Origin of the sequence: Micromonospora sp. MH99, assembly GCF_021442385.1 — a bacterium.
Lineage (GTDB): Bacteria > Actinomycetota > Actinomycetes > Mycobacteriales > Micromonosporaceae > Micromonospora.
The window spans coordinates 1-13,048 of sequence record NZ_MUZA01000046.1 but is presented as its reverse complement, the minus strand read 5'-3'; the positions used below and the strand labels follow the sequence as shown (position 1 = coordinate 13,048).

General features: G+C 71.6%; 11 protein-coding genes. 10 read left to right on the top strand and 1 reads right to left on the bottom strand.

Features of this window, described 5'->3' with window-relative positions:
• Positions 1-18: 18 nt before the first annotated feature.
• The 3 genes from B0E54_RS21925 (at position 19) to ahcY (ending at position 3,958) form a co-directional block, all read left to right on the top strand.
• Complete coding sequence (locus B0E54_RS21925) at positions 19-1,026, top strand: cation diffusion facilitator family transporter (protein WP_234587710.1); 1,008 nt, start codon at positions 19-21, stop codon at positions 1,024-1,026.
• Between the two features lie 4 nt (positions 1,027-1,030).
• A complete protein-coding gene (gene manA / locus B0E54_RS21920) occupies positions 1,031-2,194 on the top strand; it encodes a mannose-6-phosphate isomerase, class I (RefSeq protein ID WP_234587708.1) in 1,164 nt (387 codons plus the stop codon).
• A gap of 264 nt (positions 2,195-2,458) precedes the next feature.
• The gene (ahcY, locus tag B0E54_RS21915) at positions 2,459-3,958 is read left to right on the top strand and encodes an adenosylhomocysteinase (protein WP_234587706.1); all 1,500 of its coding nucleotides are present in this window, start codon (positions 2,459-2,461) and stop codon (positions 3,956-3,958) included.
• Positions 3,959-4,313: 355 nt separating this feature from the next.
• Here the strand turns inward: ahcY and B0E54_RS21910 are convergent, their stop codons facing one another.
• Positions 4,314-4,460, bottom strand: coding sequence for a hypothetical protein (locus B0E54_RS21910; protein WP_234587704.1), 147 nt, complete (start codon positions 4,458-4,460; stop codon positions 4,314-4,316).
• A 169-nt stretch (positions 4,461-4,629) separates the two neighbouring features.
• Here B0E54_RS21910 and efeU point away from each other — a divergent pair, with 169 nt between their 5' ends.
• The 7 genes from efeU to B0E54_RS21875 form a co-directional block, all read left to right on the top strand.
• Positions 4,630-5,637, top strand: a complete 1,008-nt coding sequence (gene efeU / locus B0E54_RS21905; RefSeq protein ID WP_308195388.1) for an iron uptake transporter permease EfeU — start codon at positions 4,630-4,632, stop codon at positions 5,635-5,637.
• A 24-nt stretch (positions 5,638-5,661) separates the two neighbouring features.
• Entirely contained in the window at positions 5,662-6,795 is a 1,134-nt protein-coding gene (gene efeO, locus B0E54_RS21900) for an iron uptake system protein EfeO (protein ID WP_234587702.1), read from the top strand.
• A gap of 25 nt (positions 6,796-6,820) precedes the next feature.
• The gene (gene efeB / locus B0E54_RS21895) at positions 6,821-8,098 is read left to right on the top strand and encodes an iron uptake transporter deferrochelatase/peroxidase subunit (protein WP_234587700.1); all 1,278 of its coding nucleotides are present in this window, start codon (positions 6,821-6,823) and stop codon (positions 8,096-8,098) included.
• Positions 8,099-8,339: 241 nt separating this feature from the next.
• Complete coding sequence (gene mtrA / locus B0E54_RS21890; RefSeq protein WP_234587699.1) at positions 8,340-9,029, top strand: MtrAB system response regulator MtrA; 690 nt, start codon at positions 8,340-8,342, stop codon at positions 9,027-9,029.
• A gap of 12 nt (positions 9,030-9,041) precedes the next feature.
• Complete coding sequence (gene mtrB, locus B0E54_RS21885; protein ID WP_234587698.1) at positions 9,042-10,799, top strand: MtrAB system histidine kinase MtrB; 1,758 nt, start codon at positions 9,042-9,044, stop codon at positions 10,797-10,799.
• The gene (locus B0E54_RS21880; protein ID WP_234587697.1) at positions 10,796-12,613 is read left to right on the top strand and encodes an LpqB family beta-propeller domain-containing protein; all 1,818 of its coding nucleotides are present in this window, start codon (positions 10,796-10,798) and stop codon (positions 12,611-12,613) included. The genes mtrB and B0E54_RS21880 overlap by 4 nt, the downstream gene beginning before the upstream one ends.
• 4 nt (positions 12,614-12,617) lie before the next feature.
• Positions 12,618-13,048: ComF family protein (locus B0E54_RS21875; RefSeq protein WP_374109299.1), on the top strand; the 431-nt coding region annotated here is incomplete at its 3' end.

Below are 13,048 nucleotides of genomic sequence, written 5' to 3'. Positions count from 1 at the left end.
GCGAAGCGGAGTGGCAGCGTGAGCGCGAACGGCGGGACGAAGGCGATCGTCGCCGCCCTGCTGGCCAACATCGGCATCGCCGTCACCAAGTTCATCGCGTTCCTGCTCTCCGGGTCCTCGTCGATGCTGGCCGAGGCGGTCCACTCGGTCGCCGACTCCGGCAACCAGGGTCTGCTGCTGCTCGGTGGGAAGCGGGCGAAGCGCGCGGCCACCCCGGAACACCCGTTCGGGTACGGCCGGGAGCGCTACATCTACGCGTTCATCGTGTCGATCGTGCTGTTCAGCATCGGCGGCCTGTTCGCCCTCTACGAGGCGTACCACAAGTGGTCGCACGCGGAGGGCATCACCGAGTGGCAGTGGCTTCCGGTGGTGGTGCTGCTGGCGGCGATCGCCATGGAGTCGGTCTCCTTCCGGACGGCGATCAAGGAGTCGAACCAGATCCGGGGCAACCAGTCCTGGGTGCGTTTCATCCGACGGGCCAAGGCGCCGGAACTGCCGGTGGTGCTCCTGGAGGACTTCGGCGCGCTCATCGGTCTGGTCTTCGCGCTCTTCGGCGTCGGCATGACGCTGATCACCGGCAACGGCAGGTGGGACGCCGCCGGCACCGCGATGATCGGCATCCTGCTGGTGCTCATCGCCATCGTGCTGGCCATCGAGACCAAGAGCCTGCTGCTCGGTGAGGGTGCCGAGCAGCAGGACCTGACCGCCATCGAACGGGCCATCACCGAGGGCCCCGAGGTGGAGCGGATCATCCACATGAAGACGCTCTACCTGGGCCCGGAAGAACTGATGGTGGCCGCGAAGATCGGCGTGCCGGCCTACGAGAGCGCCCAGGAGCTGGCCCGGGGCATCAACGCCGTGGAGGCGCGGATCCGTACGGCCGTGCCGATCGCCCGGGTGATCTACCTGGAGCCGGACATCTACAGCGCCGCCGCCGCGGCAGCCGGCACGGGCGCCGCCGCCGACACCGCCGTACCGCAGCCCGAGGACGTGTCGGGCGAGGCGGTCGGGCGGTCCGGGGGCTGAGATCGTGGAACCGCTGTACGGACCGATCCGGGACTACGCCTGGGGGTCCCGCTCAGCCATCGCCATGTTGCAGGGTCGGCCGGTGCCCAGCGCCGGCCCGGAGGCGGAGCTGTGGCTGGGCGCCCACCCGGGCGCCCCGGCCAGCGTGGAGCGCGCCGGCCTGCGGGTGAGCCTCTGTGACCTGGTGCGCGACGAGCCGGGGCAGTGGCTGGGCCAGCGGGTGGCCGACCGGTTCGGCACCCGGTTGCCCTTCCTGCTCAAGGTGCTCGCCGCCGACGCGCCGCTGAGCCTGCAGGCCCACCCGGACGCCGAGCAGGCCCGGGCGGGTTTCGCGGCGGAGGCGGGCCGCCCCGCGGCCGAGCGCAACTACTCCGACCCGCACCACAAGCCGGAGTTGCTGGTCGCGCTCACGCCGTTCGAGGCGCTGTGCGGTTTCCGGGATCCGGCGGAGTCGGCCGAGGCGCTCGCCGCGTTCGGCGTACCAGCGTTGGGGCCGGTTGTCGACGCGCTGCGGGCCGGTCCGGCGGGGCTGCGCACGGCGGTGCGGACACTGCTCGGCTGGCCGGTCGCCGAGCGCGACGGGCTGCTGCGGGCCGCAGTGGCGTCGTCGGCCGACGGGCCGGACGCTGACCTGGCCCGCCGGCTGGCGGTCGCCTATCCGGCCGACCCGGGCGTGCTGGTGGCGCTGCTTCTGCACCACCTGTGGCTGGAGCCCGGGGAGGCGATCTGGATGCCCGCGGGCAACCTGCACGCGTACCTGAGCGGCTGCGGCGTGGAGATCATGGCGGCCAGCGACAACGTGCTGCGCGGCGGCTTCACCCCGAAGCGGGTGGACGTCGACGAGCTGCTGCGGGTGCTGCGTTTCGAGGTGCTCGACGATCCGGTACGCGCCGCGCAGTCGGTCGCCCCGGGCGTGGACTGCTGGCCGGTGCCGGTGGACGACTTCGCGCTGCACCGGGTGCGGGTCGGCACGGCCGTGCCGGAGGTCGCCCTGGCGTTGCCCGGCCCCCGGGTGGTGCTCTGCGGTGCGGGCTCGGTCACTGTCGACGACGGGGCGGGCGCGCTGACGCTGGCCTCCGGCCAGGCGGCGATCGGCACCGCGGCCGGCGGGCCGCTGCGGATCAGCGGTGACGGTGAGGCGTACGTGGCGACGTCGGGGCTGCGCTGAGCCCGACACAAGTCCGACTTTCCCGGAATAGCTTGACTCGCCCTTGGCGGGGTGTGACTCTATGAGTACGCAGCGTTATCGCGACGACGGTCCGGCAACGTGCGGGGAACCAAACCGGGGGGATGCACGGGGCGGGCGGAAGTGGGCAGCAGGTCTGTCCACCACCGACCGCCCCGTGCGCTGTCCGCAGCCCGTCCCCCGTCACCCGTCGCCGGCGCGCGTAAGGTGGAGGATCGGCGCAGACATCGTTCGACAGGAGCTTTCATGACCAGCACCCTCCCGGCGGCCGCCAGCGGTACGCCGTCCGAGGCCCGGCCGAGCACGCTCGCCGAGGGCGACTTCAAGGTGGCGGATCTGTCGCTCGCCGAGTTCGGGCGCAAGGAGATCCAGCTCGCCGAACACGAGATGCCCGGCCTGATGGCGATCCGGCGGGAGTTCGCCGAAGCGCAGCCGCTCGCCGGCGCGCGGATCACCGGGTCGCTGCACATGACCATCCAGACCGCCGTCCTGATCGAGACGCTGGTCGCCCTCGGCGCGCAGGTCCGCTGGGCGTCCTGCAACATCTTCTCCACCCAGGACCACGCCGCCGCCGCGATCGTCGTCGGCCCGAACGGCACCCCCGACGCCCCCGCCGGCGTCCCGGTGTACGCCTGGAAGGGCGAGACCCTTCCGGAGTACTGGTGGTGCACCGAGCAGGTGCTCGCCTGGCCGGACGGGCAGGGCCCGAACATGATCCTCGACGACGGCGGCGACGCCACCCTGCTGGTCCACAAGGGCGCCGAGTTCGAGAAGGCCGGCGTCGTGCCGCCGGTCGAGTCCGCCGACTCCGAGGAGTACGCGGTCATCCTCGAACTGCTGCACCGCTCGCTCGCCGAGGACGGCCAGCGCTGGACCCGGATCTCCGCCGGCATCAAGGGCGTCACCGAGGAGACCACCACCGGCGTGCACCGCCTCTACGAGATGCACCGCGCCGGCACGCTGCTCTTCCCGGCCATCAACGTCAACGACTCGGTGACCAAGAGCAAGTTCGACAACAAGTACGGCTGCCGCCACTCCCTGATCGACGGCATCAACCGGGCCACCGACGTGCTGATCGGCGGCAAGATGGCTGTCGTGATGGGCTACGGCGACGTGGGCAAGGGCTGCGCCGAGTCGCTGCGCGGCCAGGGCGCCCGGGTCGTGGTGACCGAGGTCGACCCGATCTGCGCGTTGCAGGCCGCGATGGACGGTTACCAGGTCGCCACCCTGGACGACGTGGTCGAGCAGGCGGACATCTTCATCACCGCCACGGGCTGCTTCGACGTCATCACCAACGAGCACATGGCCCGGATGAAGCACCAGGCCATCGTCGGCAACATCGGTCACTTCGACAACGAGATCGACATGGCCGGCCTGGCCAAGCGCTCCGACGTCGAGCGGATCAACATCAAGCCGCAGGTCGACCTGTGGCGCTTCGCCGACGGGCACGCCATCATCGTGCTGTCCGAGGGGCGTCTGCTGAACCTGGGCAACGCGACCGGGCACCCGAGCTTCGTCATGTCGAACTCGTTCGCCAACCAGACGATCGCCCAGATCGAGCTGTTCACCAAGACCGAGGAGTACCCGGTCGGCGTCTACGTGCTGCCCAAGCACCTGGACGAGAAGGTGGCCCGCCTGCACCTGGGCGCGCTCGGCGCCAAGCTGAGCACGCTCACCAAGGAGCAGGCCGCCTACCTGGGCGTCTCGCAGGAGGGTCCGTTCAAGCCGGACCACTACCGCTACTGATCGACATCTCTCCGAACCGGGTCGGCTGCTCGCAGCCGACCCGGTTCGTCGTTCCCGCCCCGCCCCGCCCCGTCCCCGCCCTGTCCCGCCCCCGCCCCCGCCCCCGCCCCCGTCCCGCCCTGCCCCGCCCCGCCCCGCCCCGCCCCGCGATCTTGCAGTTTCGGTCTACGATTTGCGGCTCTCGCCCCGCTATGTCGCGACAGAAAGTGCAAGATCGCGGGGGACTGTGGGCGGGGAGACAGCAACTTCGGGGATGTTGCTGTCTCCCGCGCGTCTGACGCAGCAACATCCCTGAAACTGTGACGATCTTGGGCGCGGGGCGCGGGGCGCGGGGCGCGGGGCGCGGGGCGCGGGGTCAGCCGCGGCGGGTGGGGCGGAACCACGTCCAGGCGCACCAGGCCAGCCAGCCCAGGGACACGACGGTGGCCAGTGCCCGCAGGCGCAGTGCGCTGAGCAGCAGCACCACGGCGAGCACCGCCAACCACGGCAGGAAAGCCTTCACGGCAGGGATCCTCCCACGCTCGGACGGTTTCCGGTTCGTGGTGGGCCTTCGGAGACCAGGTCACAGCGAGAGTGAGCTTGTCATGAACGACTTGACGAGGTCCCGGAACTGGAGGAAGGTATGGCTGCCCTAAGTTAGCTGAGGCGTGCCTAACGAACACGGAGCCAGGATGTTCGCCACCTACCTGATCGGCCTGCGGGAGGGCCTGGAAGCGACCCTGGTGGTTAGCATCCTGGTCGCCTTCCTGGTGAAGTCGCAGCGCCGGGACCGGTTGCCGCAGGTGTGGGCGGGCGTCGGCCTTGCCGTGGCGCTGTCCGTGCTCTTCGGCTGGCTCATCGAGTACACCTCGACCTCGCTGCTGTCCCGCTCCGAGGACCGCGAGCTGTTCGAGGCCATCACCTCCGTCGCGGCCGTGGTGTTCGTCACCTGGATGATTTTCTGGATGCGCAAGGCGGCCCGCACCATCGCGGGCGAGCTGCGCGGCAGGCTCACCGAGGCGCTGGCCGTCGGGTCGCTCGCCGTCGCCGGCATGGCCTTCCTCGCGGTGATCCGCGAGGGCCTCGAAACCGCCCTGATCTTCTACTCCGCCGCCCAGGGCGCGGCCGGCGACAGTGGGCCGCTGCTCGCGCTGATCGGCGGCATCGTCACCGCCGTGGTGCTCGGCGTGCTGCTGTACGCCAGTGCCCTGCGGATCAACCTCAGCAAGTTCTTCACCTGGACCGGCGCTCTGTTGATCCTGGTCGCCGCCGGCATCCTCAAGTACGGCGTGCACGACTTCCAGGAGGCCGGTGTCCTGCCCGGCCTCAACAACCTGGCCTTCGACATCACCGGCGCGCTCGACCCGAGCACCTGGTACGCGGCGCTGCTGGCCGGGATGTTCAACGTGACCCCGGCACCCACCGTGCTCGAGACGATCGCCTGGATCGGGTACGCCGTGCCCGTCCTGGTGCTCTTCCTGCGCCCGGCCCGGCGTACGCCAGCACCGGCCGCGGCCACCGTGGCGTCGGCTGCGCCCGCGACGTCGGCACCCGCCGCGGCCTCGGCGCCCGCCGTCGCCACGCCGACGGCCGGGTCGACGTCTCCGGACGCCACGACCACCACCACCGTCACCGAGCGCGGGGCCGACACCGGCGCCGAGGCCGAGGCCGATGCGGCATCCGCGCCGCAGCGTGCCTGACCCCCACGAGGAGAGACAGCTCAGATGCGTACCACCCGATTCTTCGCGCTGGCCGCTGCCGGCGTGCTGGCGACGGCCGGCGTCGCCGCGTGCTCCGATTCCAAGAAGGATGACGCGGGCGCGGCAGGTGGCGCGATCGTGGTCAAGGCCACCGACACCGCCTGCGAGGTCGGCACTACCGATCTCGGCGCCGGGACCGCCACCTTCAAGATCACCAACTCGGGCGCGAAGGTCACCGAGTTCTACGTGTACGCCTCCGGCGACCGGGTGATGGGCGAGGTGGAGAACATCGCCCCGGGCCTGAGCCGCGAGCTGCACGTCGAGTTGCCGGCGGGCACGTACGAGACGGCCTGCAAGCCGGGGATGAGCGGCAAGGGCATCCGGGGCGCGCTCAAGGTCAGCGGGTCGGCGCAGCCGCTGACCGCCGACGCCGCCCTGGCCGGGGCCACCGACAACTACCAGCGCTACGTCAAGAGCCAGACCGCCGCGCTGCTGGAGAAGACCGAGGAGTTCGTCGCCGCTGTGAAGGCCGGCGACGTGGCGAAGGCCAAGTCGCTCTACCCGGTCGCGCGCACCTACTGGGAGCGGATCGAGCCGGTGGCCGAGATCTTCGGCGACCTCGACCCCAAGATCGACGGCCGCGAGGAGGTCATCGAGGAGGGCATGGAGTTCACCGGCTTCCACCGGATCGAGAAGGACCTCTGGCAGTCCGGCGACATCAGCAAGGACGGCCCGATCGCGGACCGGCTGCTTGTCGACGTCAAGGAGATCGTGGCCAAGGCCAACGCCGAGAAGCTCTCCCCGCTCCAGCTCGCGAACGGCGCGAAGGAGCTGCTCGACGAGGTCGCCAGCGGCAAGATCACCGGCGAGGAGGACCGCTACTCGCACACCGACCTGTGGGACTTCGCCGCCAACCTCGAAGGTTCCAAGGCGGCGCTGTCCGCCCTCCGGCCCGCGCTGGAGCAGCGCTCGCCGGAGCTGGTCAAGCAGCTCGACACCGAGTTCGCGAACGTCGAGGCGCAGCTCGGCAAGCACCGCGACGGCGACGGGTGGAAGCTGCACACCGCGTTGAGCAAGGCGGAGCTCAAGGAGCTCTCCGACGGCATCAACGCGCTCGCCGAGCCGATCAGCAAGGTCGCCGCAGTCGTCGCCCGGTGACCGGGACGCAGGGGGAGTCGAGTCGATGAGCGCAAGCAGGTTGACGCGCCGGCGGGCCATCACGCTCGCCGGCGCGGGGGTGGCCGGAGTCGCCGGGGTGGCCGCTGGCGCGGGCGCGCTGGTGGGCGACTCCCGTGGCCCGGCGGCCGCCAGCGACCATCCGGCGGGCGCGGTCCCGTTCCACGGGGAGCACCAGGCCGGCATCGTCACCCCGGCGCAGGACCGGCTGCACTTCGTCGCCTTCGACGTCATCACCAAGGACCGGGCCCGTCTGGTCGAGATGCTCGAGGAGTGGACGGCCGCTGCCGCCCGCATGACTGCCGGCCGCGACGCCGGGGTGCTCGGCGCGGTCGGTGGCATGCCGGAGGCCCCGCCGGACGACACCGGCGAGGCGCTCGGCCTCCCGCCGTCGCAGCTCACCCTGACCATCGGCTTCGGCCCGACGCTGTTCCGCGACGCCGACGGACGGGACCGGTTCGGCATCGCCGACCGCCGCCCGGCCGCCCTGGCCGAGCTGCCCAAGTTCCCCGGCGACGCGTTGCAGGCCCCGATCTCCGGCGGTGACCTGTGCGTGCAGGCGTGCGCCAACGACCCCCAGGTGGCGGTGCACGCGATCCGCAACCTGGCGCGGATCGGCATGGGGGTGGTCAGCGTCCGCTGGTCGCAGCTCGGCTTCGGCCGTACGTCGTCGACGTCCCGCGACCAGGCGACCGCCCGCAACCTGTTCGGTTTCAAGGACGGTACGGCCAACCTCAAGGCCGAGGAGACCGACAGGCTCCGCGACCAGCTGTGGGTGCAGCCGGGCGACGGGCCGGACTGGATGACCGGCGGGTCGTACCTGGTGACCCGCAAGATCCGGATGCTCGTGGAGACCTGGGACCGGACCTCCCTGGCCGAGCAGGAGGAGATCGTCGGTCGCACCAAGGGCAGCGGCGCCCCGCTCGGGCGCAGCAAGGAGTTCGACGAGCCGGACTTCGCGGCACGCGGTGACGACGGCAAGCCGCTGATCGCCGAGCACGCCCACGTCGCCCTGGCCCACCCGAGCAGGAACAACGGCGCGCAGCTGCTGCGGCGGGGCTACAACTTCGTCGACGGCTCGGACGGTCTCGGCCGGCTCGACGCCGGCCTCTTCTTCATCGCCTACCAGCGGGATCCACGCCGGCAGTTCGTGCCGATCCAGACCCAGTTGGCCCGCCACGACGTGATGAACGAATATCTGCGGCACGTCTCCAGCGGCCTGTTCGCCTGCCCGCCCGGAGTACGCGACGGTGGGGACCACTGGGGCCGCGCGCTCTTCGGCTGAGCGCCGGACGGCGACCCGTCGTCCGGATCGTGACAGCGCGGCCGGCCGGGGCTACGGTGGCGCCGGACGGCGCCGAGGGGGGATCATGGTGGCAGCCGGCCCCGGGTCCGATCCCTGCTCTGGCCCCCGCACCACGTGGCGCCGCCGCCGCGGGTCGCGGGCGACTGGTTCTGCCGGCGGCACCATCCGTACCGGGTGACGCCGGTCCCACCGAACTGAACGGGGATGCAATATTAATCCCATGAGAGCCCGGGTACTGGTGGTCGACGACGACCCCGCACTCGCCGAGATGCTCGGCATCGTGCTGCGCAATGAGGGTTTCCTGCCCTCGTTCGTGGCCGATGGCGAGCGGGCGTTGGCAGCGTTCCGTGACAGTCGACCGGACATCGTCCTGCTCGACCTCATGTTGCCCGGTATGAGTGGTATCGACGTAGCACGGTCGATCCGTGCCGAGTCCGGTGTGCCGATCGTCATGCTGACCGCCAAGAGCGACACCGTGGACGTCGTCCTGGGCCTGGAGTCCGGCGCCGACGACTACGTGGTCAAGCCGTTCAAGCCCAAGGAGCTGGTGGCCCGGATGCGGGCCCGGTTGCGCCGTGGCGAGGACGTGGCCCCGGAGATGCTGACGATCGGCCCGCCCGGCAACCAGATCACCATCGACGTGCCGGCACACACCGTGAGCCGTAACGACGAGGAGGTGAAGCTGACGCCGTTGGAGTTCGACCTGCTGGTCGCGCTCGCCCGCAAACCGCGTCAGGTCTTCACCCGTGAGGTGCTGCTGGAGCAGGTCTGGGGCTATCGGCACGCGGCCGACACCCGACTGGTCAACGTGCACGTGCAGCGGCTGCGCGCCAAGATCGAACCAGATCCGGAGCGGCCGGAAATCATCCTCACCGTGCGGGGCGTGGGCTACAAGGCGGGCACCGGATAGCCTGGTCACACTGTGTCGACCTCGCCGCCCCCGCACCCCCAGAGCGCGCCTGCCCGCCGGCTCGACGCCGGCCGGGACCTGTGGCGTGCCGTCAGTGGCCGGGTCGCGCGGCTGGTGGCCCGGGCGCACCAGACCTGGCGTCGCTCGCTCCAGGTCCGGGTGGTGACCATCACGCTGGTCGCCTCCAGCCTGCTGGTGGGCGGTTTCGCGTACCTGATCGCTGACAAGATCACGACGATCCTGCTCGACAACGCCCGCAGCGACGTCCAGTTGCGGGTCAAGGGCGGCGCGGGCTACGTGGCCAAGCAGGTCTCCCTCTACGGCCAGCCGCAGGAGGCGCAGCTTCAGGAGACCATCGAGGGCACGGTCAACTACCTGGCCGGCGGCGACCCGCAGCAGACCAGTGGTGTGGTGGTGGCCATCACCGCCGCCGACTACCCGACCATGATCCAGACCCGCACCGCGCCGGCGGCCAACGTCCAGCCCCTGATCAGCAAGGAGCTGCGGGCCGCGGTCGCCAGCGGCAAGGTGGCCAGCCAGATCCAGACCGGTCGGCTCACCGGCGAAACGACGAAGTACCTGGTCTACGGCTCGCCGGTGCCGACCCGCTTCGGGCAGATCGAGCTCTACTACCTGGTGCCGCTGACCCGGCAGGACGCCACCGCGGCGGACGCCCGAGCCACGGTCGTCGCCACCGGGATCGCCCTGGTGGTCCTGCTGGGTCTGCTCGCCGCCCTGGTCACCCGTCTGGTGGTCAACCCGGTCCGCGTCGCCGCGCGTACCGCCCAGCGGCTCTCCGCCGGCCTGCTCGACCAGCGGATGGTGGTCAACGGCGAGGACGATCTCGCCCTCCTGGCCGCCTCGTTCAACCAGATGGCGACCAACCTGCAACGGCAGATCCTGCGCCTGGAGGAGATGTCCCGGTTGCAGCGCCGGTTCACCTCCGACGTGTCGCACGAGCTGCGGACCCCGTTGACCACGGTCCGGATGGCCGCCGACCTGATCTTCGCCGAGCGCGACGAGTTCGACCCGGCGGTGGCCCGCAGCGCCGAACTGCTCCAGGCCGAGCTGGACCGTTTCGAGGAGCTGCTCACCGACCTGTTGGAGATCAGCCGGTTCGACGCGGGCTTCGCCATGCTGGACGCCGAGCCGACCGACCTGGTGCCGGTGGTGCACCGGGTCGTCGACCGGTTGGCCGGCCTGGCCGAGCGGGTGGGCGTGGAGATCGAGCTGGACCTGCCGACCACGCCGGTGATCGCCGAGGTCGACCCCCGCCGGGTCGAGCGGGTGCTGCGCAACCTGGTCGGCAACGCCGTCGAGCACGGCGAGGCCCGCCCGGTGCTGATCACCCTCGGCATCGACGACACCGCCGTGGCGATCACGGTTCGCGACCACGGCGTGGGGCTGAAGGTGGGTGAGGAGAAGCTGGTGTTCAACCGGTTCTGGCGGGCGGATCCGTCCCGGGCCCGGCAGACCGGCGGCACCGGGCTGGGTCTGTCGATCAGCCTCGAGGACGCCCGCCTGCACGGCGGTTGGCTGGAAGCCTGGGGAGCGCCCGGGCAGGGCGCCCAGTTCCGGCTCACCCTGCCGGCCCGCGCCGGTGACCGGCTCACCACGTCGCCGCTGCGGCTGGTGCCCGCCGACGCGGCGCTGCCGTTCGGCGGCCCCCGCGACGGCGGCCCGCTGGCCATCGGGCCGGGCGCCGGTGGAGCGCTGGCGATCGGCCCCGCGTCGACGGGGGACGGCCAGCGGGCGGAGGTGCGCTCGTGAGGGCTCGACCACTGCTGGGCGCCTTCGGCGCGGCGCTGCTGCTCAGCGCGGGCTGCGGCATCCCGGCGTCGTCCGACGTGCGGGTGGACGGCAAGGCCGGCACGGCGACCGAGGCCGGGTCGAGCAACGGCCGGAGCAGCGAACCACCATCGCGTACGGCCAGCGGCAGCGACAACGAGGCGTTCGTGCGCAACTTCCTGTCCGCCGCCGCCGGCGAACCGGATCGGGCGTACGAGCGGGTGAAGGCGTTCATCGCCCCGGAGCACAAGCCGCGCCTGCAGGACAAGAAGGGCAGCGAGGTCGCGCTGACAGTGGTCCGGCTGGGGGAGTCGGTCTTCACCTTCAACAGCGACTCGACCACCACGGTCAAGATCTCGGTGCAGCAGATCGGTGTGCTGCGGACCAACGGCACCCTGGCACCGCCGGTGGCGACCGAGACGGAGTACGAGTTCCGGCTGCGCAGCGCCTCCCTCGGCGGGGCCGCCAACGACGAGCGCGCCGGTCAGTACGTCCTCGACCCGCCGAACGTGCTGCTGCTCAGTGACGTCGCCCTTCAGCAGTACTACCAGGACGAGTCGATCTACTTCTGGAGCTCCGACCGCACGCGGCTGGTGCCCGACCAGCGTTACCTGCCGTTCGCGGTGCCGGACGAGCGCCGGGTCAACGAGGTGGTGCGTTGGCTGGTCGGCGGCCCGTCCGACTGGCTGCGGCCGGGCGTGGTCGGCCTGCCCGACGGCACCGAGCTGATCAACAACGCCACCGGCGCGAACAACCGCTGGGAGGTCAACCTGGACATGTCCGGCGACGACCAGAGTCGGGTCGACCAGGTGATCACGCAGCTCGCCTGGTCGCTGGGTGACCTGCCGGGCGAGTTGGAGCTGAAGATCCGCAACAACTCGCAGCCGGTCCAGGATCTCAACGAGCGCCGGTTGGCCAAGCCGCTCTACCCGGTTCGGGAGAGCCCGCAGCGGTTCGGGGTCTACGAGGGCGCGATCCGCCCGCTGGACTTCGTCGGCGAGCCCAGCGGCGTGGTGCCCCTGGCGGCCGAGGTCAACCGCAACATCGTGTCCGCCGGCCTCGCGCGGGGCACCAGCCGGATCCTCGCCGCGATGGTGGTGACCAGCGGCAAGGACCGGCAGCGACTCGCAGTGGGCGTCGGCGCGGACACGGTGGCCGCGCTCAACCGCAGTGGCACGGAGTACGCCTCGATCAGCCGCCCGGTGTGGCTGCGTACCGTCGACTCTCGGCCGGCGCAGGGGCTGGTGGTGGCAGATGGCCGCCTGTACCGCTTCGACGAGGCCGCCCGCATGTCGGAGGTGCCGCTGAACCTGCCTTCGCCGCAGGTCACCGCGGTCGCCGCCGCGCTGGACGGTCAGCGGGTCGCGTTGATCGCCGGCGGACGGCTCTACGTCGCGGCGATCACCCTCGACGGCGCTGGGAGCGGGATGTCGGTCGGCCCGCCCCGGGCGCTGGTCACCTCGTTGACCGGCCTGACCGCGGTGGACTGGATCGGCGAGGATCGGCTGGTGGTGGCCGGGTCGGCCGGCCAGCCGGCGATCTACGAGATCAGCGTGGACGGCGCTCTGGAGACGCCGCTGCGCACCGACGTGGGCGCGAAGGTCAACCACCTGACGGCGTACCCCACCAACCGCAGCGTGCGCGTTCCCACCGGGTCGTACATGTACGAGGCGAACAAGGTGGCGTACCGCAGCAGCCCGTTCGAACGGATCGAGCCGGGAAGTGTGCGCGACGTCCCCGCGCCGCCGGCCGGGGTCCGGCCGAGCAACCCGTCCGCCCCGTTCTTCCTCTACTGACGCCGTGCGCGGCCTCTGGGCGGACCTCGCCGACCTGGTCCTGCCCGCGGACTGTGCCGGCTGCCGGGAGAGTCACGCCGTCCTGCGGCAGGGCTTCTGCCCCGCCTGCGTGACGGCGCTGGGCGTGCTGCGTCCCCGGACGGTCCGCCCCACGCCCGCCCCACCGGGGCTGCCGCCCTGCGTCGCCCTCGGCCCGTACGCCGGCCCGCTGCGGGAGGCCCTGCTGGCGTACAAGGAGCACGGCCGGCACGGTCTGGCCCGCCCGTTGGGCGCGCTGCTGGCCGAGGTGGTCGTCGCGGCTGTCGGCGGAGTCCGCCCGGTGGAGTTGGTGCCCGTGCCGGACACCGCCGCGGCGGCCCGGGCCCGCTACGGCGACCACCTGGACCGGTTGGCCCGGCACTGCGCGAGCCGGCTGCGCCGGGGCGGCTGGCCGGC